This window comes from Legionella lytica, from assembly GCF_023921225.1.
Classification (GTDB): Bacteria; Pseudomonadota; Gammaproteobacteria; order Legionellales; family Legionellaceae; genus Legionella; species Legionella lytica.
The window spans coordinates 955,786-978,093 of sequence record NZ_CP071527.1 but is presented as its reverse complement, the minus strand read 5'-3'; the positions used below and the strand labels follow the sequence as shown (position 1 = coordinate 978,093).

The following is a 22,308-nucleotide window of genomic DNA, read 5'->3' as shown; positions in this document are numbered from 1 at the left end:
TTAGAAGACCAGCGGACAGTGGGATGGAGACTAAAATGACCGAACAATTAATTGATAAAAATAATGAGAGACTATACAACGTGAAAAATGACACGATAGGTAGCATGGGAATTTCTCCTTACATTGAAAGCGAAGGGGAAGAATATATGAATGAAAAGCAGCTAGCCCATCTTGAAAAGATTTTGCTAGCGTGGCGTCAATCATTAATGGAAGAAGTCGATCGCACAGTTACTCATATGAAAGATGAGGCAGCTAACTTCCCAGATCCTTCTGACAGAGCAAGTCAAGAAGAAGAGTTCAGCATTGAATTACGTACTCGTGACCGCGAACGCAAACTTATTAAAAAAATTGAGGATGCGTTGGAACGACTGAGAAATGATGATTTCGGCTATTGTGAAGCATGTGGTATAGAAATAGGCCTTAAACGTTTAGAAGCTAGACCAACAGCTACTCTTTGCATCGACTGCAAAACATTGTCTGAAATCAAAGAGCGACAAAATCAAGGCTCTTAATATCTACATGTGTCCGCATCCATCCAAAGTCCGCGACATAAAACGCGGACTTTTTTTATGTCCCATTAGCTTAATGTTTATTTAAGATAAATACTTTTATGGCTATCTTTTTTTCTATCACTGCTCAACGATGAAACGTAAACAAGATTATTTAGAAGCATCTAACTCTATTAATAAGCGACCAAAACAAATGGAAGAAAATTTCGAAACAGGACTTAGCTTTTTTTCAAGTATTGCTGTACCTTTCTCCTCTCAAGAAGAAAACCAAGTTGTCATCACTGAAGAACAAATGAGTAATTACCCTGGTGAGCAAAATTATTCCTACCAAGATTTGGAAGGTTATATTCTTACCGAGGATGATGTCAAAACACATTCACAAAATAAAGTGACGAGTGTTCATTTAGATTATGATGGGTGTATTGGCATTCGTTATAATAGAGTAACGCAAACTAATCAGGCATTAATCGATGAATTGATAAAAAAAGCTGCTGGAACTAACTTACTGTTGTTATTTGTATCCAGTGCTCGCCAAACGAGCAATGTAGACATGTTCAACGCGGTGAGAAATAAGAATGGTTCAGCATTTCATTATTTGTTGGATTTTGCCAAGCAGATAAAATCGTCTGAGAGCTGCTCTGCAGATTTAGAAGTAAAAATAGTTCCTTTATCCCTTTATGATTTAGTAAAGAAGCTACCTGTTGGAACAACTTATGAAGAAATTATGCGTTGTTATAATGGCAGTTATGATGAAGGACAAGTAGCTGCATGCAATGCCCTACGTAGAATACCCAATTACGAATCGAAGTTTCCCATCATTTATATGCAATTAAGCTTGGTGGCAACCTTATTCAAAGAAGCTCAGTCGTATTTCTTCGATGATTCTGAGGACGTGTTGAATAAATTACTTAATTCGTTCCAAAAAGCTCCCTGGGGGATGTTTGCTAATATTTGTTATCATCAGCAACAATGTGTGCGTGGCAAATTGCATCCGAATGCTCAGTGGATCATTAACCCCGGAAAAGCACCGACAAATCTTGACCCTTATAAAATCTTTCAAGTATTAAGTACTCTAATTTCCGGACAGGCAATTGATGGTACTTCCATGGAATATGATTGGCTCTTACCTCTTGGAAAGATGATTTTGCAACAAATACCAGCAAGCCATGATTATTTTATGCGTATTCAAATATTTCTCAACTTAATTGCACATAAACCACTGGAGAAGTATTTCATCCGTGATGAACCGGCAGCAATCACTTTTAACGATCCAAAGAATCCTAATTCATTATTAAACATTATATCAATACCCAATTATGATTCAGACATTACGGTTGAAGATGATTCTGATACCGACGAATATGAAGCTCTACAAGCACCTCAAGAGTTAAGCAAAGAAGCATATAGAGGACCGTGTATTAAGGATTAAAATAAGATGTACATCGAGCGAATTACCACAGCTTAATGGTGGTAATTCGAAGATTTGCTTATCAGGAACAACCTAGGGCTTTAGCAAAAGACTATCTATTTGTTGTATGTGTCTTAAGACCGCACCTTTGTTTTTTTCAAATACTGTGGTTGCATTATGAATAAGCTGTTGACGGTAAGAAGGATCCGTATGCAACTTAATCAATTCATCGATCACCTCATTAGCCTGTTGCACTAAGACTATTGCTTTTGCCTTTTCTAATTCATAGCAAATTAACTTAAAATTATGAACATGCGTACCGCTAATAACAGGAATATTCACCGCAATGGGTTCAAGCACATTATGCCCACCAACAGGCATAAGGCTCCCCCCTACAAAAGCATAATCACTTATCTGATACATTCCTAATAGCTCACCTAAGCTATCCAATACCACAATCTCATTCTCAGTACTTAACGAAGCTAAATTAGAGCGTAATCCGGTATTAAAGCCAGCCTGAATACTCTGCTGGTACACCTCTTGAAAACGCTCAGGATGTCTTGGTGCAATAAGTAAGACTACATCAGGGATCGCTTCTTGCAGACGCCGTAACTGAGCAATAATCTGTGCTTCTTCATCATCATGAGTACTGGCAGCAATAACCGCTACTCGCTCAGCTCCCCAATGACTTTTTAATTCAATAAATTTTTGGCGATCGATACTGTGCGTTTTTAAATCATATTTGATATTACCCAAAACCCGCACTCGCTCTGTTTGTGCCCCTAAGCCAATAAAGCGCAGTGCATCCTCTTCACCTTGGGGCAAAATAGCCGAAAAGCGATTAAGCAGCGGTTTTATAATAAATTTAATCCACTTATAGCCTTGCATCGACCCATCAGATAAACGCGCATTAGCAAGTAATAAGGGGACATTGGCGGCGCGTGCCTCATAAATTAAATTAGGCCATAGTTCCGTTTCCATAATCAAACCAACTCGCGGTTTAATTTGTTTGAAAAAACGTTTAAGAATTAGAGGAAGTTCATAAGGTACATACTGATGCCCTACCCTATTACCATAATGACTTTGCACTCGCCCAGAACCTGTCGGTGTCATGGTCGTAACAAATACGGACCAATTTCTTTCTAACATGGCATCAATCAACGGAATCGCTGCAATCACTTCCCCTAAAGAAACCGCATGCACCCAAACATCAACTGGCTGGTGTTCTTTTATTCCCAAACAAAAACGTTCACCAATACGCTCCCTATAGGCTGGTAAGCGACGCCCTTTCCACCATAAACGGACTACAATAAATGGTGTAAGTAAATACATTAAAAAAGAGTAAAAAAATCGCATATAAAGCCAAACCTAAAAGCCGACAGTATATACTTAAAATGTGGTATAAAGCGATAAGGCTATTGCAGATGAGGGCTTCACCCCCATATACAATGGAACGGGCATTAATTTTAAGGTAATTCTCTATAATGAATTTTAAGGAATTTTTTACAATTAGCACATGGTGGGGAAAACTTCTCGGGGCATTCTTTGGCTTTTTATCCGCAGGTCCCACAGGTGCAATCTTTGGTATTTTAGTAGGGAATATCTTTGACAGAGGCCTTGCTAATCATTTTTCAAATCCACTCTTGTTGTATTTGACTGAAAAACGCAGCAATGTACAAACGACCTTTTTTGAGGCAACCTTCTCAATTATGGGTTATCTGGCAAAAGCAGATGGCCGTGTTACTGAAGAAGAGTTGAACATGGCACGTTCAATTATGAATGAAATGCATTTGGGCCAACAACAAAAAATACTCGCCATGCGTTTATTTAATGAAGGCAAAGGGGCTCATTTTGATCTCATGGGTGTACTTTCAAGACTGCGACGTGCCTGCAACGATAATCGTGATTTATTAAAAGTCTTTATCGACATTCAATATCAGGCAGCACAAATTGATGGTCTGACTACTCGAAAAATACAGACCTTAGATATTATTTTCTCTCATCTGGGTTTTATGCCCTTTCATCAACAATATCGCTTTTATGAGGATTTTGGTTCCGCTCATAAACAACAAGAAACTCATCAGTCTTCATCTGACTCTTATTCGTCATACAGCAAAGATAACTATAAGCCTTCAAAATCAAATTTAGACTATGCCTATGCTTTAATGGAAGTATCACCCAGTGCGAGCAAGCAAGAAGTTAAACGAGCCTATCGTCGTTTATTAAGTCGTAATCACCCTGATAAGCTAATTGCTAAAGGCTTGCCGCAGGAAATGATTAAAGTTGCAAATGAAAAGACCCAGAAAATTGTGAAGGCTTATGAATTGATTTGTGAAAGTAAAGGATGGTGACAGGTTTCTCAGCCCTTCCAATTGTTGGTTGGGCCCACGAAAAGTCACGTACCATCTAAGAGATATGCATAAGATACGGTTGCAAGCTACGCCTTAGTAACTTTTCTCTACAATAATCTCTTGGGTTGGTTCTGAAGGATCATTATTGTAGCCTGTCCAATCTTCTGGTTCGTCATCCAAAGCGACCTCTTCTTTAGGAATAAGGGCCGCTATAGATGCAACATAAGAAACCAGTACTGGTGGAGGTTTAGGTTTATTTTCAGTTAGTTTTTGCATCCAACCGCTGATAAATGATATCACCATAGGTTGATTGTATTCATAGTCATGATTCGCTCCGGGTATTTGCATAGAGGTATATTTATTTTGTGCAAACGTCCTTTGGCGCTCCTTCATTTGCTCAAGGACCGCAGCATAGTCAAATTGACCCGCAATATCGAATAAAGGAACTTTTATCTCGATTTTTTTATCCTCTTTTTTAGCATCTGCGTTGGATAAATCATATGCAGAAAGTAACACCAAGCCCTCAATTCCCCCTTGTTTATCAAAGGCAGCTAAGGTTTGCCCTACTTGCTCTCCGTAATGAAGAACCACAATGCGATTATTTTTTTGCTGGCGTAATGTATTGATTACTTCTGGAAGTGCTTTGACCCATGGCTCGGTGCTACCTTGATCACAATTCAACAATACCGTAGACCAACCATAGTCTGATAAATGTTTTGCTGCGAACTCTAAAAAATCAGACCACTGCGCCTGTTCACCACCATGAACGACAACAATGGCACCATGCGGATCTTTTAATGCAGACCAATAAGGCAATTGAATGCTCTTGCCATTAAGCTTGACTTCAAACTGCTCTGCTTGAGCGCTGGAAATAATGAGGAAAAATGCTAAAACTGCTCTTAAAATGTAATACATATCGTCCCTGAAAAAATTTATAGCCCGTATTAACATAGCGTAATACGGGATCGGGACCTAATTCAAGAGCGATCCCATATTACGCTGCAGCAAATACGGGCTACATTGTGTTCTATTCTGTAAACGTAACACCCGCTTCATCAAGTGCTTTTTTAGCTTTATCTGCTAACAATTCATGAGCTAATGCCGTTGGATGCACTAAATCAAAGAATAAATAACCGTCACAAGCATCCCTCTTCATCTGTTGAGGCTTCGCTGCTCTAACCAGATTTAGCACTGACTTCTTAGCGAAATTATCGTTGATTAAATCGATGCAAGAACCATTAATATTATTAAATCCATACACTTGTGGATTAGCAACAACATCATTAAACGATTGGTTCATATCGAAAAACAACCATTCAACATCAGGATACTTCTGCTTTAGATTAACTAGAGTGTTATTCAATAGCGAGTTATGTTCTTGCGAAAAGTAAGACATGGTTTCAATCGCGTCAAATTCAATAGCCGCAGGAGTACTTCCTAAATCGGGAATGTTAACTACTAAAATATGTTTTGCTCCCTTATCAGCCAAACGTTGTAAACTCTCGGTAATTCCCTCATTTACATCACGTAGAGTTTTATCAACTTCGGTAGGCAATGCTAAATAATTATTGGAGCCAATCCACACCACATAAAGGCTATCTGCACTCGCCTTATTTTGGTGGGAAGCGAGGTAATCTTTTACTTCTCTTCTTAAAGTAAACAAAACATCATCATCTTCTTCATCAGAAGAAACACCGGCACCACCATAAGCATAATCTAATAAATGTGCGCCTGGATCCTTAGGAAAATAAGAGGCAGCTAAATGTTCTACCCATACAAGCCCATTAGAAAAACGGCCCTTAAAATAAGGAGGAGATGGAGGCAATTGTTGATTCATGAATTCGTAGAGGTTGCCGTTATCCGACAAGCTATCACCAAAGACAACTATATTATGGAGAGGTGTTGCTAGAACAATTCCAGAAAATAAAAAAGCAGCTAAAGTTGCTAACAGTCTCATGTATACCCTTAATTATAATTGATTGTTTTTAAAAACAAAATTTATCGATAATTATATCATTAAATAATCTTTTTGTTTATTTAATTCGCATTACCGATCCCCAATACCTCTGAGCCCAACATAAGAACACATCTTTATCCATAAGGAAATACCCTGTGCTCCTCTTCTTGCCCTAATTTCGAAAGATCCTTATAGTATTTCTTTTACGGTAAGGAAACCTTAAATGACCATATTTGAACAAGAGTTCATCGAAAAATCCCTCAATCTGCTCCATCAGATTCTTTCCTGCGAAACAAAATTAGCTGATGCAATTCATGCATTTACTCAAAATGATCCACATAATCATCGTTATCAGCTCAATTCAAAAATCGCTGATGCCAATGATTGGGAGCAGCTTGAATTACTTCAAGTAAGTGCAGCCTATTCTGAGACTCTATTTCGCACCATCTGTTCCTATAGCCAAGACACCACGATAAGTCCTCAACAAATTGATGCAGCAATCACATTATTTGAAAAAGACTATTTCAGCTTAATAACGTCTAATACCACCCCGAAGCAACGAATTAGCTCGATTATAAACACGCTAGCACAAATAAAGTTTGATAAGATTGGCACGGAAGACAGTAATCCAGTTATAGAGAAACCAACAGCCCATCCCTATAAATTTTTTACTCCTGAAACTACAACGGCAGGTTTGATTCTCACTGCATCACTCGCAGCGGCAGCAACACTCTATTTTGCAGCAAAATAGAAACAACTCTTCTCCTTTAATTAGGAGAAGAGTCACTCTATAGCTAATTAAGCGCCACTACTAATTAAAGTTAATTTTAATTGACGGCCACAAACCCATGCTTTGGTTAAATCATTCACTACGTCTTTAGACATACCTTTGGGTAAGCGAACAGTAGAATGATCGTCATGAATTTTAAGACCAGTAATATGACGACTTTGTAAGCCTGCTTCATTCGCAATTGCACCTACAATATTGCCTGGTTTTACGCCATGGACTTTACCCACGTCAATACGGAATAAATCCTGCTCAGCACCACCCTCATCATTAAATTTCTTACGGCCTTCACCAAAACCTTTTCGGTCATTAGAACGACGATCATCAGAACGTGAGGATGAACGCTCACGGTCAAATCGAGATCCCCGCTCTCCACGCCCTTCTCTTTCAGGACGAGCAGCTTTAGGCAATGATTGTTCTTTTTGCTGCCATGGCTGATCCTTATGAATTAATAAGGCCAAGGTAGCGGCAACATCAACAGCAGAGACTTCGTTTTCTTTAATGTACTCTTCAACAATCTTTTTGTATGAATGTAAATGTTCACTCTCTAAACGCGCCGTGATATTTGCCATAAATCGCTGTTGTCGTGCAACTTGAATCATATGATCGTTCGGCACGGTTACTTTCGTAATACGCTGACGCGTATGTCGCTCAACACTGCTGATTAAACGTGATTCTTTTGGTGTAACAAACAAAATAGCAACACCAGAACGACCTGCTCGACCAGTTCGGCCAATACGATGAACATAAGTCTCGTTATCATGTGGTAAATCGTAGTTAATTACGTGAGTAACACGTTCAACGTCTAAACCACGAGCAGCAACGTCAGTCGCTACTAAAATATCGATTGCTCCTTGACGGAACTGAGAAATAATGCGCTCACGTAAGGCTTGAGTAATATCGCCATGGATTGCCATAGCACGCAGACCTTGCTGCTGCAGTAACTCGGCAACTTCTTCCGTGCTGCTCTTGGTACGCACGAAAATAATTACGCCTTGATATTCCTCAACCGCTAAAACACGTAATAATGCATCTGGTTTTTGATAACCCGCAGCAAACAAGAAACGCTGTTCAATGCTTTTTACTGTTGCAGTTTCTGCACGAATTTCAACTGAAACAGGGTCTTGTAAATAAGTATTGGCAATTTGACGAATACGATGTGGCATTGTTGCTGAAAACAGACCAATTTGTTTTTTCTCTGGGAGTTTTGCCATAATGGTTTCAATATCTTCAATGAAACCCATGCGTAACATTTCGTCAGCTTCATCAAGGATGAACGTACGTAAGTTATTTAAAACCAAAGTGCCTTTATCAATATGATCTAAAATACGACCAGGCGTACCTACAACCACTTGCGCACCAGCACGCAATTGTTTTAACTGACGGCCATACTCTTGTCCACCACATAAGGTAGCAACAGTCACGCCACGTTGTCTGGCACTTAATAATTCGAATTGCTCAGCAACCTGAATCGCTAATTCGCGAGTAGGCGCTAAAATCAACGCTTGAGTACCTTGAATACTTGGAGATATGCTTTGTAAAATTGGTAGAGCAAAAGCTGCTGTCTTACCAGTTCCTGTTTGCGCCAAGGCAATAATATCTTTTCCTTCCAACAAAAGTGGAATAGTTTGAGCTTGAATGGGTGATGGAATAGTAAACTTCATATCCTCCAGTGCCTTATTTATAGCATCTGAAAAATTAAAGGAGGCAAAGTTTGGTATATCTTGAATCATAAACTTCCTAATCGTGTAATGCATAGCCTAAAAAGGCCGAGCTATATAAAATTTGCTCAGTATAATAACAAAATAACCAGTGTGATGCACTATATTTGTTACATTTAATTCAAATTTAACTATTAAAAATTTGAAATTATTATTAATATTCATCGGGCTTATGAATTATATTTTGTCTTTACTTTACTCCTTGTTACGTTCATTAGGAAACAAAGTAACATTAAACTAGGGATTTTTATCATGATAAACAAAGGGTTATTTGGGTTGCTCCTCCTATTTACACAATACGTTTCTGCCGAAGTGCCTACTTTAGCTAAAACATTAGACAACAAAGGCTCCGACGCCATTGCTGAATTATCGGTAGCTGCTAACGATCGAAGCGCAACCATCTGCTCCAATTTCGTTCAAAACTGTACTATCAATATTGGCACGACAAGTTGCGTCAACCCCCCTGGTTTCGTTACTGTTACTAATAATTCCATCGTGAACGCACGAAATATAGCAGCCTCTTCCTCAGATACAAATTATTTAAGTTCCGTAATACAAAATAACCACTGTCCGTCAATATTAAAACCTAACGCTAGTTGCACTATATCATTCACCTCGAATACCCCAAGTGCATATTATGTGCCTAATGTAGTGGTTAAAGGAAGTAATACAAACGCGACCTTTTTTAACATTAATGCACTTCAATGTTCAACACCACAAACAGGAGCATTAGTACCTATTCCTGGAAGTCCATTTCCAACCGGAAATCCAAGTAATCTTGCCGCAACACCAAATAGTAAATTTCTTTACGTTGCAAACTATGGGAGTGGTGTAACAGGTTATTTAATTACCCCCACCACAGGTGTCTTAGTCCCACTAGCAGGAAGCCCTTACAATCCAGGTGATAATTATGCTGGCATAGCTGTAAGCCCTAATGGTCAGTATGTTTATACTACGGACTCTACAAATAACCTTGTTGCACAATTTGCTATTAATCAAACTACTGGTGTTCTAACATTTGTAAATAGCTACCCTACGGGATCATCAACCCCTGTGTTTATTGGATTCACCCCAAATGGGCAATTTGCCTATGTAGCCAACCTAAACGGACACACTGTTTCAGCATATACTGTCAACTCCACGACTGGAGTATTAACAGCAATTGCAGGAAGTCCTTTTTCTGTCCCCCCAAGCAGCTCTCAACCCCAAGGCCTCACCTCGTCACCTAATGGCCAGTTCCTCTATGTAATTGATTATTTTAGTGCGTTCGGCGGTGGTAAAGTTGATGCCTTTAGTATTGATCAAAGTACCGGAGCATTAACTGCTCTCCCTGGTAGCCCATATCAAACAGGAACCTACCCTACATCAATTATTACAAACTCTACAGGCTCTTTTATTTATGTGGCAGCAGGTAATGGACCTGGCTTGAAAACCTCTGAGTTTAACACCTCAATTTGGATTTATTCAGCAAATTCTACAACGGGAGCCTTAACTGATGTAACTCCCATCATGCCAGATACCGCAGCATCAGGCATTGCTTTAACGCCTGATGATAAATTTACTTATGATACACGCTATCAAGATGACTTAATCATTGCCAGTAGTGTTGATCCAACTTCGGGATTATTATCAATTCTACCCTACGGCCCTTATGCCACCGCCAATGGACCCTCGGCAATAATCGTGACTCCTAATGGTTTATTTGTTTATGTTATTAACGCAAATAGTAATACAATCAGCGGGTATGTTATCCATTAACTCCCAATCACCTGTATTATGACTTCGTTGAATACGAGAGGTTTAACTTTTGCAAGTTAGTAATGGTGTGACCTGGTTGCTAGGAACCAGGTTACACCTAACCGTTATATTAACGCGGCTAAACGACAAGCTTGATCAATCGCATGACGTGCATCAAGTTCTAAAGCTTTATAAGCACCACCTATTAAATGCACTATTTTACCAGCTTCTTTTAGTGGACCCTGCAATGCAGCAAACTCAACTTGGCCTGCACAAATTACCACGTTATCTACAGCTAAAAGCTGGCGCACTTCGTCGATCTGCACATGCAAGCCTTCATCATCTATCCGTTCATAAGTCACCCCGGAAAGCATTTGGACTTGCTTATGTTTCAAGCTCAGGCGATGAACCCAGCCTGTAGTTTTACCCAACCGCTTACCCAATTTTTCTTTTTTACGTTGCAATAAATAAACTTCTCGTGGGCTTGGAGCTACTTGCGCAGGTTTAATGCCTCCTCGGTGCATCCCTGTCACATCAATGCCCCACTCATCATAAAATTCTGCTGCAGAAGTATGAGATTCATGTGTTAAAAATTCAGCAACGTCAAAACCAATTCCACCAGCCCCAATAATCGCTACACGCTCTCCTACTGATTTTTGACCGCTGATCACTTCGATATAACTTACAACTTTTGGATGATCTATTCCGGGAATATCTGGAGTACGCGGTTTAATACCGCTTGCCAAAACAATCTCATCAAAATCTTTCAATTTATCAACGGTTGCCTCGGTTTTCAGAAGCACGTTTACCTCATATTTTTCTAACTGATACTTAAAATAATCCAAAGTATGCTGAAACTCCTCTTTACCTGGAATTCTTTTCGCTAAATTAAATTGCCCACCAATTTGCTCGGCTTTCTCAAAAACTGTGACGTTATGACCACGCTCAGCGGCAACTGCAGCAAAGGCTAAACCAGCAGGCCCAGAGCCAACTACCGCAATTGATTTAGGTTCAGAGGTTTCTTCATAAATCAACTCACTTTCATTACATGCTCGAGGATTGACTAAGCAAGAAGCAGTTTTATTAACAAAAATACGGTCCAAACATGCCTGATTACAGGCAATACATACATTAATCGCTCTGCTTTCCCCGAGTTTAGCTTTTTCGGCAAATTGCGCATCGGCTAAAAAGGGTCTTGCCATAGAAACCATATCTGCCACTCCTGACTCAATCAGCTGATTAGCAAGCTCTGGCGTATTTATGCGATTCGAGGTAATTACAGGAATGCTGATTTCAGGCTTTAAGTGTTTGGTTATCGGAGTAAATGCTGCTTCAGGTACCATCGTGGCGATAGTTGGAATACGCGCTTCGTGCCATCCTATACCGGTATTAATTATGGTCGCTCCTGCTTGCTCAATGGCTTTAGCCAATTGCACCACTTCTTCCCAGCTACTTCCATCGTTGATAAGATCCAACATAGATAGACGATAAACAATAATAAATTTCTCACCTACTGCTTCACGCACACTACGCACTACTTCAACAGGAAAACGCATCCGATTTTCATAACTACCGCCCCACTCATCCGTACGCTGATTGGTATGGGTAACAATGAATTGATTGATTAAATAGCCCTCACTCCCCATGATTTCAATCCCATCATACCCAGCAAATTGGGCCAGACGTGCGCAACGCGCGAAATGTTTGATGGTTTTTTTAATTCGGTATTTGCTCATACCCCAAGGTTTGAACGGGCTAATGGGAGATTTAATTGCACTAGGGGCTACGATAAAAGGATGAAACCCATAACGCCCTGCATGCAAAGCCTGAAGCAAAATTTTTCCGCCTGCATCATGGACAGTCTGCGTAACCAACTCATGCAATTGCTGTTCTTTGCTATTGGTCAATTTTGCAGAGAAAGGAGCTAAACGCCCAGCTCTGTCCGGAGCAAAACCACCCGTGGTGATTAAGCCAACCCCTCCTAACGCACGTTCGCGATAAAATTGCGCTAAGCGATTTAAACTTCTCTTATCCTCTTCAAGGCCCGTATGCATTGAACCCATTAATAAACGGTTTTTTAATTGAGTAAAGCCTAAATCTAAAGGCTGGAATAAGGCTTTGAATGGGGTATTGTCAATTCTCAAATCCATGAGCGCTCTCACTATAAGGCTGTAAAATCAAAAGTATAAACCGGGTCACCGTGTTTTTCACTGTAAATATTTTTCGTTCAGGAACCAAGGAGAGTTTCATATTTAAAATTAGCCCCAGAAGAGAAAAAATATTGAGCCACCTGGTCTTTTAATGCGTAATTAACTGATTAACCATTACGCTACCTTAGGAATAACTTATATATACCTTAGTAGAACTTATTGATAAGTTAGAGCTGCGCATTAACTTCTTAAAAGAAAGCTCGCCCACTGACCTATTAGTGGCTTAAATCAAAACCCTAGCTTTGTTTCATGAAAACGCCCCATACCTCAGTTGTAACATAACTACTTGGTCGTTCTTGCAAACTAAGGGAAAGATTTGCAAGTCTGATCTCCCCCTCAAACAAACCAGAAAAACAAAACCAATTAGATTAATTTATGTACATTTGCATTTTAATAAACTATACTACTAAAGAGGGCTTATTGGGGATAGATTTATGAAGGATCCTTTTGCAGCACTAAAAGACGCCTTACAGCCAGTTTTTCATAGAGCACCTATGAGAAATGAGCGTTTTATTTACTCTGAGATTCAACAACTAAAACAATCTTTGGATAATTATCATCCTATTCCACAAAGAAAGTTTATTGAGTTGCTAAAATTTCTAAGAGCGGTTATCCCTCATCTGGAAAAATGGCACCTGGACTTTGGTGTCATTAAAGCACAAATTGATTGCTTGACGAAGACCCTTAATTTGCCGCCGATGAAGTGGGATAATTACCTGTCCCATTCTAGTGCCTCTCTCAAATTCCAATTCAGTGCATTAAATCATAGACCCCAAGAAGCAGACTTATTAACCTGGCTAACTCATAAATCAGGGACTACCATTAAACACGATAGCCCAAACTCAATTATTACCATGCTGTTGGAGTACCGAGAGCATTTTGGTTTTAGTCAAAAATTAAGTGCTCAACTGAAAAAAGAACCGCAATTTTTAACGAACCTGATTATGGAATCAGAAGATAACTTCGTGCAAATTGTACGCACACGTCTAGTACTTTATTTAACTGATAGGCAATTAGCAGAAGCCATCATTAAACACATTCCTCACTTTGTACAAAACAATCCTGACCCGATTACCAAAGCGGCCCAGCTGGTGGAAAAACTTAATGAGATTTTGTCTAATGGTCGTTCGATATCAACCATATTACGTAATGCAGAAGCAAAATTTATTTTGGACAGCTCAGAACTAATACAACGATATCAAACAGTCGAATTGGCGAAGAAATCATCGAAAAACACGCTTCCGGTGTCGGATAACTCTCCCTCTTTATTGGAAGAAGGAGAGTTTAAACTAACATTCTAATCTAATAACCCTAAAGATTTAACAGTATCACGCTCCTGTCTCAACTCATCTAAAGTTTTATCAAACATTTCACGACCATAGTCATTCATTGTTAAACCTTCAACAACGTTTAGCTCTCCATTTTCACGACGACAAGGAACGGAGAAAATCAAGCCCTTATCAACGCCATACTCACCTTCTGAGTGACGGCACATAGAGAACGTCTCACCAGCAGGAGTATCAAAAACAAGATGGTTTACGCCAGTAATTATCGCATTTGCAGCAGATGCAGCTGAAGAAAGACCACGTGCTTTAATGACTGCTGCTCCACGTTGTTGCACTGTAGAAACAAACGTATCTTTCAGCCAAGCATCATCATTAATTACGTCTGCAGCAGACTTGCCATTAATTTTCGCGTTATAAAAATCTGGGTATTGGGTTGCAGAATGATTACCCCAAATAGTCATTTGACTCACAGCAGTAATATCAACACCTGCTTTTTGTGCTAATTGAGTACGTGCTCTTAATTCATCTAAAGTAGTCATCGCAAAGAAACGATCATTAGGAACATCACGTGCATGATGCATAGCAATTAAACAGTTAGTATTGCATGGGTTACCCACTACAAACACACGCACGTCATCACTAGCATTATCGTTAATCGCATGACCTTGTTTGGTGAAAATTCCGCCGTTAATTTGTAACAGGTCAGAACGTTCCATACCTTGCTTACGTGGTACCGAGCCGACTAATAAAGCCCAATTAACCCCATCCATTGCCTTATTCAAATCAGAAGTACAAACGATGCGCTTCAATAATGGGAATGCGCAATCATCCAACTCCATGGCAACCCCATTTAATGCTTGCAGTGCTGGCTCAAGCTCTAATAGGTTTAATTCCACTTCAGTATCCGCACCAAACATTTGTCCAGAAGCGATACGGAATAGTAATGCGTATCCAATTTGTCCTGCTGCGCCTGTAACAGCGACTCTAACTCGTCTTTTTGCCATGTTATCCCCTTTTTTTCTTATTCATTTTTGTGACAAAACGTATGTCATGATACTATTGCATTTCCAAACAAGCCAGTCTAAAAGCGTAATGATTCCTTTATCGTTGTATATTCATATTCCTTGGTGTATTCGAAAATGCCCTTATTGTGATTTTAACTCCCATAAAAGTCCGGAAATTTTGCCCGAGCAAAATTACATTCAGGCACTTCTTTCCGACTTAGAAACTGATTTACTGGAATTCCAGTATCGTGAAATCAGTTCCATTTTTATCGGTGGAGGAACCCCAAGCCTATTATCAGCGGAAGCCTATCACACTTTATTTTCCGAACTAAAAAAAATACTGCCTTTTGCTCCAGATATTGAAATCACTATGGAAGCAAATCCAGGAACGGTAGAGCAACAACGCTTTACTGATTATCGACACAGCGGAATTAACCGCCTGTCTCTAGGCATTCAAAGTTTTAATCCCGAGCACTTAAAAGTTCTGGGACGAATTCATGATGAGCAACAAGCACATCGAGCTATTGCCGCCGCACGCAATGCCGGTTTTGATAATCTAAATCTAGATATTATGCACGGCTTACCGCAACAAAGTATCGCTCAAGGAATGGATGATTTACGTACAGCCCTATCCTATCAGCCCGAACATTTTTCCTGGTACCAATTAACCATAGAACCGAATACCGTTTTTTACAAAGAAAATCCCCCACTGCCCTCCGAAGACGATGCCTGCATCCTAGAGGAGCAAGGTCTAGCCATGTTAAATGAATCCGGCTTTACTCGTTATGAGATTTCTGCTTTTTCTAAAGTAAATAAACAATCACGCCATAATTTGAATTATTGGTTATTTGGCGACTATTTAGGGATTGGTGCTGGAGCTCATGGAAAAATAACCGAAGAGGGTCGTGTTTTACGAACACGGAAACATCGCCAACCTAAAGATTACCTCAATGTGGAAAAACCTTTTCTTGCGGCTATGGAACAAGTAGAGAGTAATGAGCTAATTTTTGAATTCATGCTGAATACAACGCGTTTGGAACAAGCCATTCCCCTGGAACTATTCACTGAGCGAACCGGATTAGCGCTAGCGGAACTCTTGGGGCCCTTACAGATGGCTGCCCAAAAAAAACTAGTCCATCTGACAGATACGCATTGGCAAGTTACCGATTTTGGCAGGAGATACACCAATAACTTGCAAGCACTTTTTTTGCCGGAAGCGCAGTAATACACGAATTTTAGCCAAGGATCGCCTAGAATATAAGGAAATCAGTTCTATTACGATTTAAGACTCCGAAAGTGCAAAATAAGCAGGGCTGTTAGGGGATTTTTTAACGAAAAAGACATTGATTTATTAAATGTTTTAGGTAATTCTTATTCCAAAACTGACGTTAATAGTCTAAATAAAGGAGTAATCCGTGATTTTAGCTGCTTTTTTGATCATACTGGCCTATTTAATGGGGTCAATTTGTTCTGCGGTTATTGTATGTAAAACTTTTGCTTTGCCTGATCCACGCACAGAGGGCTCTCAAAATCCAGGTGCAACGAATGTATTACGACTCGCTGGCAAAAAATACGCTATCATTGTTCTCGTTACGGACCTACTCAAGGGTACTATTCCCGTTCTAATTGCGAAAATGTTTGGCGCTGACGCAACGCTTATCAGCTATGTTGCCTTAGCTGCAGTGATTGGTCATATGTACCCGTTTTTCTTCGGCTTTAAAGGTGGAAAGGGGGTTGCTACTGCTATTGGTGCCCTTTTAGGCTTTCAATTTATTGTAGGAATGATGGTGACCGCAACCTGGTTATTGGTTGTTAGATTATCTCGATTCTCCTCACTGGCCTCAATTGTTTCCATCGGCTTGGCCCCCTTCTATTCGATACTAATTATCGGCCGTATCAATATATTTCCTCCCATATTTTTTATGGCCGTATTAATACTAATCAAACATAAAGACAATATTCTTCGTTTAATCGATGGCACGGAATCTAAAGTTAAATTCAAACAAAAAAGTGTCATGGAAGAAGTAATGGATGATCCCCCTCCCCCTGCTAATTCGGCTGATATTACCGCAGACGAACACCTGAAAACTGCTGAAGTCATCGAATTATCTTCCGCACGCAAAACGGCGGTAAACAGAGCTACAGATACACCAGTAGAAGAACAAGAAAAAACGGCGAAAAAGACTGCTGCTAAAGAAGATAATGCGGAAAAAAAACCTGCCACACCAAAGGCGAAAAAGCCTAAAGATGATGAACCCAAAGATAACCTTTAACTCTAAACTCAAAAGCACCTAAAGAATGTAGGCTGGGCTGTAAAGCCCAGCATCAGATTAAAAATAAACACGAATTCCGTTTGCTGAACATAACAGCCCAGCCTACATTTGTTCTCTTACTCTACACACTACTTATTAATGGTCGCAGCACGTCTTCCTCGTCTAGATTCATATCCACATTCCGTTCAATTAAGCAATGAATTTCATCAATCTTAGCTAGCGTTGCCTCTACATGTTCAAGATAAACCGTATGCAATGATTTCCCAGACCACAAGGTATGCCATGCGTTTCCCATAGTGCATTTGTTGGCAACAATAGGATCTTTATAAGAAGGAAAAATTACGGGCATCAGTATGCAACAATATTTGAGTAAGCTACTAATTATCGCGAGTAAACCTAACGTCTGAGCATCTTTAAGTGCATCGATGTCGGTACTGGCTATTTTATCACCTAATTGTTTCGCTATTTTTAATTTAGATGTTAATTTTTCCTCTATGGTTTTGGCCTCAGATTCTTGTGAAAGGATGTGGATAAGCTCACCCAAAAATTCGCTACGGTTATCCCATTGGGTAGACGTTGAAATTACATCATTGCTACCAAGCCATCTGGATTGAGGTGTGACCTGCTCGTATAGTAATTGGATATGCCATGACAGGATGGCATGAACTAATGTTTTTTCATTAACTACTCGCATCCATTCTACGTCTGATAAATCACTATCCGCATGGATTTTGTGCTCGCGGAAAATAGCCTTAATAACATCAGTTAAAAAGTCATCATCGAATTGCTGAGGATACTTAGACAGAATTGTTTTTGCATCCTTTAATCTTGCTTGCACTAGCCTATTGAAATCACGTTCCATTTCTGTATGTATATCTGCTAAAGACATCAATAAATCCTCAATATCTCAATACTTTTTGAGGTGGGCTATCTTTAATCAGATGCATATAAAAATCAAGAACTTTTTGCAGCAGAAGGCACTTCAATCTACCTTTTTGCCTCCCCCTCCTTGCTTAGATGCGAAGAAATAATTAATAGCAATTTGTCTTATTTTATGACAAAATTTGGCGCATAACATAATGCCTTTATACGCCCATAATGGAGAAGCAAGCATGTCATTAAAAAAATTTACGGGTACCTATATCTCTGTAATGGACGCTCTATTCTATCCAAAAAACTTTTATCAAGCATAAGATATTGAAGCCTATAATCGCATTATTAAGGCCGATCGAAACCGCACAGGTTATTTAAGTTATACATCCACTGTTGCACAAATGCAGCAGCGCCTTAGCGCTACAGAGCACTTGGAAGGAAAAACCCTTTCATATACTCAAGGCAATTTTGACGCAGGCGTTTTTTCTGCGATACCGAGCACAAATGCGCTAAAGATAATGCAAGAACACATAGAGAGACTAAGTGAACAACAAACTCTTCTACAACAAAAAAAATCGGCCGCAACTCCCGAAGAAAGCCTGGCACTTGATGAGCAAATTGAGGCTCTAGACGAGCAAATTTATGCGGTACCCATCCCCGACTCCAAACAGCTGCGCATTAGTTACACGAATGATAAGAACGAACTGATGGCACTCTGCATCTATTACATACGCGATGATTCGAATTTAGATATACCCTTAGCAGAGCGCCCCTTAAATACTGGGGTGGCAATTATCCAGAATCCTCATTTTGCTCCCGACGAACGGCAGGTAACTTATTTTGCCCCAGAGACTCTGCTCGATAGAAAGGCTATTGCTTTGGGCCAAGATATTGGCGATGATGAGTTCGGTTCTGAATTAGAGCAAGCTCTAGGCTCAACTCATTTAAAGCAGTTAGTTACGAATGTGTTTAATGGTACCCAAATTTCACTTGAGTATTTTAATGACTTATCAAAACGCCTGGGCTCAAACAGAAACATTGATTATCGCGATGATAAACAAAACCAATTAGAATATTTTTTTCAATTTATTGCTCATAATTTATCTACCGACCTAGTGCTTCAAGCCGATGTAGATGAAATAAAACTACGGCTCGCTAACGAAACCAATTTCTTCCAAAAACAGCAGTTCGAAAATGAGCTTAAAACATTGCATGAGCGAATTGCACAAGCAATTGCAGAGTTTCCAGAACCAAAACAAACCCTCCTTAAGACACTCAATAATTTAAATCTGTGGGCAAGCCAACTGCAGGCACAAGCACTCGAACAAGAAAAAGTAGGCCATGAAAAACAGCTTACTCAGGTAGCAAAATTCAACGCGTTAAAAGGCTCTTATCAATTCGCTGCTGATAATCTATCTACCGCTCCAACTCTAGCAGCCAGCATTGCGCAGATTCAGCTACCAGCCCCTAGTGAAAGCAATTACCAAGATGAGCAGTTTATTCACGTGGTCAACAAACTGTATGAACAAATAGAACACGCAATAAACGGTGTTGAGGGGCCCAGACAACCCTTCCTTAGAGTAATTAATCAATTAAACTTATGGTCGGCTAAGCTGAAACTCGCAGCAACCATAAGCAATGATAAATCCTCTGATTATTTAGGACTATTGCTGCGTGAAGCCTTTGCCGCTAAAGCCCAGGAGCTAGACCAACAAATAGCCACAAATGCATTAGCAGCTCAGAATCAATCCTTTAATGAACTGATTGACAATATTTTTTTGACTGCAGAACGGCAAGCAAAGCAAACCATTGAAGAGAGAATAAATATCAAAACCCAAAGTATTCCGGTCGTTGAAAAACCGGTAGTTGAGCCCCGGAATTTCTTCCGTCGTAATTGGCCAAGCCTTAGCGTCGCTACAACAGCAACACTTCTCAGCATCGGACTCTTTTTAGTGGCTTCTGGACTCTTTATCACACTTACAGGCCTGGCCTTAATCGCTACGATAGTGGGAGCAGCGAGTACATTAGCCTTAGCTCTTGGAACGGAAGTAAACATTGCCAATGATGAGCTAAAACGCAAAAAACAATTTGATTCAGCAACGACCTCATATAATAAATACACATCGTGGTTAAATAGTTTAATTATTGAAAAAAATGCTCGGTTAGCGGCACTAGAACTAGAGTTACCCCGACAAAAACAAAACGTTAATAAGGCGATTGTAGAGGTTGAAGTACCGGAAGAAATACACGTACAGGCAACAGATGATGAAGGGTTATTATCATTAATTGACCAAACACTAGATGCTGGTGAACAACACCTTCTTAACGGTTCGGAAATTACGGTGGAATTACCCCAAGAAGACCTCTCAGTGACACATGAGGTCGAGCCCAAGAGCCCAGAAGATAATAATAATAATAATCAACCGAAAATTTGATATGACGATTAAATCAAGTTTATTTCGAGTGGGTAAGGTAGAACCTGCCAAACCGTACCAGCGGCAGCTGGCAGATAAGAAAAATCATCTGCTGGCTGCAAAGCAGTGCTTAAAGGAATCTACGCAATTAATACAGCACTATCGTGAACTAATAGCGCTCAAAGAACAAGAGCTTGCTCAATTAAATGTGCAAATAGCTCATGAATACGAACAACAGCTACTACGCGAAAAACAAGCACAGCTCTTGCGATTTATCAGCGAGGCACCAGTAAAATTGGCGCCCTATCTGCTACGCTGCGAACAGCTCCAAGCAGACATTGAGCTCTTTGAGGCCCATATCCGTGAACTCATCAAAAAAATTCAAGACAAAAGAGCACTCAAGCTAATGGCCACCGCGCCTTAACCTCAACCCCAACGTGTGAATCCTTTTCCCCAGACAACATACGCAAACACCCCGCATAGGCAACCATGGCCCCATTATCCGTACAATATTCAAGCGCAGGAAAATAAATCTCCCCACCAATGCTCTGCATCCATTGCTGCAAAGCTAAACGCAGTGCCTTATTAGCACCTACACCACCGGCAACCACTAAACGCTTGCATTCAGACTCTTGGATCGCACGCTTACACTTAATAATTAAGGTCTCCACAACGGCTTGTTGAAATGCTTTGGCAATTTCTGCACGTGCTTGCTCATCTTTATTACTCTGATTCCAAGTATTCAGTGAAAAGGTTTTTAAGCCACTAAAACTGAAATCTAAACCAGGGCGATCCGTCATCGGGCGTGGAAAACGATATGGAGTTGATTCACATTGATCCGCAAGTGCGGCTAAGACTGGGCCACCTGGATAAGGAATTCCCATTAATTTAGCGGTTTTATCAAAGGCCTCCCCCACTGCATCATCCAAGGTATCCCCTAATAATCGATACTGGCCTAATGCCTTAACTTCAATTAACTGACAATGGCCACCAGACACTAGAAGAGCAATAAAAGGAAATTCCAAAGAAGGAGTTTCCATTTTAGCTGCGAGTAAATGTGCTTCCAAATGATGAATACCCAGAGCGGGAATATTTAATGCATAAGCCAAGCTTTTAGCAAAACAAGCCCCGACCAATAAAGCACCAATTAAACCTGGGCCTGCGGTATAAGCAATGCCATCAAGATCCTGTTTCTTAAGATTAGCTCGCTGCAATACTTCATCAAGTAAGGGAATAAGGTAATTCACATGGTCTCGCGACGCGAGCTCAGGTACGACACCACCATGCACCCGATGAGTGTCAATTTGGGAGTGTAGAGCATGCGCTAATAAGCCTGCATCCGAATCATAAATAGCAATTCCAGTTTCATCACAAGACGACTCAATACCTAATACCAACATGGCAAACCTGACAATAATAAATCAACTCAAAATTATAACATAAAATAAAAACAAAATAATTTCGTGCTATAATCTTGACGAGGGCTTCAAGTCGAACTAGAATTGCCCACCTACTGAGAATAAATTGTTAGAGGATAAACTTAATGCCTACAGTTCGCGTCAAAGAAGGCGAAAACCCAGAATACGCACTGCGCCGTTTTAAGCGCTCTTGTGAAAAAGCCGGAATTTTAACCGAGCTACGCCGTCGTGAATTTTATGAAAAGCCAACTGCTGAGCGTAAACGTAAACAAGCTGCTGCAGTAAAACGTCACCTAAAGAAAATATCTCGTGACACATCTTCACGACAAAATGTAAAACGTCGCCGTAAATAAAGTTTTT

At 40.0% G+C, this 22,308-nt stretch carries 19 protein-coding genes; 11 read left to right on the top strand and 8 right to left on the bottom strand.

The genetic code is table 11. The annotated features are described in order from the left end of the window. Positions 1–35: 35 nt before the first annotated feature. Complete coding sequence (gene dksA, locus J2N86_RS04365; RefSeq protein WP_058533559.1) at positions 36–512, top strand: RNA polymerase-binding protein DksA; 477 nt, start codon at positions 36–38, stop codon at positions 510–512. Between the two features lie 130 nt (positions 513–642). Beyond that, positions 643–1,938 carry a hypothetical protein gene (locus J2N86_RS04360; protein WP_252581155.1) on the top strand — a complete coding sequence of 432 codons (1,296 nt, stop codon included), beginning with the start codon at positions 643–645 and terminating at the stop codon, positions 1,936–1,938. Positions 1,939–2,010: 72 nt separating this feature from the next. Here the strand turns inward: J2N86_RS04360 and waaA are convergent, their stop codons facing one another. Further along, positions 2,011–3,273 carry a lipid IV(A) 3-deoxy-D-manno-octulosonic acid transferase gene (gene waaA, locus J2N86_RS04355; RefSeq protein WP_252581154.1) on the bottom strand — a complete coding sequence of 421 codons (1,263 nt, stop codon included), beginning with the start codon at positions 3,271–3,273 and terminating at the stop codon, positions 2,011–2,013. A 128-nt stretch (positions 3,274–3,401) separates the two neighbouring features. Between waaA and djlA the strand changes: the two genes are divergently transcribed. Beyond that, positions 3,402–4,268 carry a co-chaperone DjlA gene (djlA, locus tag J2N86_RS04350; protein ID WP_252581153.1) on the top strand — a complete coding sequence of 289 codons (867 nt, stop codon included), beginning with the start codon at positions 3,402–3,404 and terminating at the stop codon, positions 4,266–4,268. Between the two features lie 93 nt (positions 4,269–4,361). Here djlA and J2N86_RS04345 read toward each other — a convergent pair whose 3' ends face one another. Together J2N86_RS04345 and plaA are read right to left on the bottom strand one after the other, a co-directional pair. After that, positions 4,362–5,183: an alpha/beta hydrolase gene (locus J2N86_RS04345; protein WP_252581152.1), complete on the bottom strand. Its 822-nt coding sequence runs from the start codon at positions 5,181–5,183 to the stop codon at positions 4,362–4,364. 112 nt (positions 5,184–5,295) lie between these two features. Beyond that, on the bottom strand, positions 5,296–6,225 hold the full coding sequence (gene plaA, locus J2N86_RS04340; RefSeq protein WP_252581151.1) for a GDSL family lysophospholipase PlaA: 930 nt from the start codon (positions 6,223–6,225) through the stop codon (positions 5,296–5,298). A gap of 223 nt (positions 6,226–6,448) precedes the next feature. Here plaA and J2N86_RS04335 point away from each other — a divergent pair, with 223 nt between their 5' ends. Then, the gene (locus J2N86_RS04335) at positions 6,449–6,976 is read left to right on the top strand and encodes a hypothetical protein (protein WP_252581150.1); all 528 of its coding nucleotides are present in this window, start codon (positions 6,449–6,451) and stop codon (positions 6,974–6,976) included. A 47-nt stretch (positions 6,977–7,023) separates the two neighbouring features. Here J2N86_RS04335 and J2N86_RS04330 read toward each other — a convergent pair whose 3' ends face one another. Next, positions 7,024–8,745, bottom strand: coding sequence for a DEAD/DEAH box helicase (locus tag J2N86_RS04330; RefSeq protein ID WP_252581149.1), 1,722 nt, complete (start codon positions 8,743–8,745; stop codon positions 7,024–7,026). A 240-nt stretch (positions 8,746–8,985) separates the two neighbouring features. Here J2N86_RS04330 and J2N86_RS04325 point away from each other — a divergent pair, with 240 nt between their 5' ends. Further along, positions 8,986–10,491 carry a beta-propeller fold lactonase family protein gene (locus tag J2N86_RS04325; protein ID WP_252581148.1) on the top strand — a complete coding sequence of 502 codons (1,506 nt, stop codon included), beginning with the start codon at positions 8,986–8,988 and terminating at the stop codon, positions 10,489–10,491. Positions 10,492–10,595: 104 nt separating this feature from the next. Here J2N86_RS04325 and J2N86_RS04320 read toward each other — a convergent pair whose 3' ends face one another. Beyond that, positions 10,596–12,620 carry an NADPH-dependent 2,4-dienoyl-CoA reductase gene (locus tag J2N86_RS04320; protein ID WP_252581147.1) on the bottom strand — a complete coding sequence of 675 codons (2,025 nt, stop codon included), beginning with the start codon at positions 12,618–12,620 and terminating at the stop codon, positions 10,596–10,598. Positions 12,621–13,114: 494 nt separating this feature from the next. Between J2N86_RS04320 and J2N86_RS04315 the strand changes: the two genes are divergently transcribed. After that, positions 13,115–13,981, top strand: coding sequence for a hypothetical protein (locus J2N86_RS04315; protein ID WP_252581146.1), 867 nt, complete (start codon positions 13,115–13,117; stop codon positions 13,979–13,981). Here J2N86_RS04315 and J2N86_RS04310 read toward each other — a convergent pair. After that, positions 13,978–14,970: a malate dehydrogenase gene (locus tag J2N86_RS04310; RefSeq protein WP_252581145.1), complete on the bottom strand. Its 993-nt coding sequence runs from the start codon at positions 14,968–14,970 to the stop codon at positions 13,978–13,980. The genes J2N86_RS04315 and J2N86_RS04310 overlap by 4 nt on opposite strands. Before the next feature lie 88 nt (positions 14,971–15,058). Here J2N86_RS04310 and hemW point away from each other — a divergent pair, with 88 nt between their 5' ends. Beyond that, positions 15,059–16,195, top strand: a complete 1,137-nt coding sequence (gene hemW, locus J2N86_RS04305; protein WP_252582358.1) for a radical SAM family heme chaperone HemW — start codon at positions 15,059–15,061, stop codon at positions 16,193–16,195. Between the two features lie 190 nt (positions 16,196–16,385). Then, positions 16,386–17,243 (top strand): glycerol-3-phosphate 1-O-acyltransferase PlsY, encoded by an 858-nt coding sequence (gene plsY, locus J2N86_RS04300; RefSeq protein WP_252581144.1) that lies wholly within the window; start codon positions 16,386–16,388, stop codon positions 17,241–17,243. 121 nt (positions 17,244–17,364) lie between these two features. Here the strand turns inward: plsY and J2N86_RS04295 are convergent, their stop codons facing one another. Further along, positions 17,365–18,132: a hypothetical protein gene (locus J2N86_RS04295; protein ID WP_252581143.1), complete on the bottom strand. Its 768-nt coding sequence runs from the start codon at positions 18,130–18,132 to the stop codon at positions 17,365–17,367. 385 nt (positions 18,133–18,517) lie between these two features. On the opposite strand from J2N86_RS04295, the gene J2N86_RS04290 reads away from it, so the two are divergent. Continuing rightward, on the top strand, positions 18,518–20,551 hold the full coding sequence (locus J2N86_RS04290; RefSeq protein ID WP_252581142.1) for a hypothetical protein: 2,034 nt from the start codon (positions 18,518–18,520) through the stop codon (positions 20,549–20,551). A 1-nt stretch (position 20,552) separates the two neighbouring features. Then, positions 20,553–20,954, top strand: coding sequence for a hypothetical protein (locus tag J2N86_RS04285; RefSeq protein WP_252581141.1), 402 nt, complete (start codon positions 20,553–20,555; stop codon positions 20,952–20,954). Here J2N86_RS04285 and tsaD read toward each other — a convergent pair. Then, the gene (gene tsaD / locus J2N86_RS04280; RefSeq protein ID WP_252581140.1) at positions 20,929–21,930 is read right to left on the bottom strand and encodes a tRNA (adenosine(37)-N6)-threonylcarbamoyltransferase complex transferase subunit TsaD; all 1,002 of its coding nucleotides are present in this window, start codon (positions 21,928–21,930) and stop codon (positions 20,929–20,931) included. The genes J2N86_RS04285 and tsaD overlap by 26 nt on opposite strands. A gap of 143 nt (positions 21,931–22,073) precedes the next feature. On the opposite strand from tsaD, the gene rpsU reads away from it, so the two are divergent. Then, positions 22,074–22,301, top strand: coding sequence for a 30S ribosomal protein S21 (rpsU, locus tag J2N86_RS04275; RefSeq protein WP_058533547.1), 228 nt, complete (start codon positions 22,074–22,076; stop codon positions 22,299–22,301). Positions 22,302–22,308 lie beyond the last annotated feature (7 nt).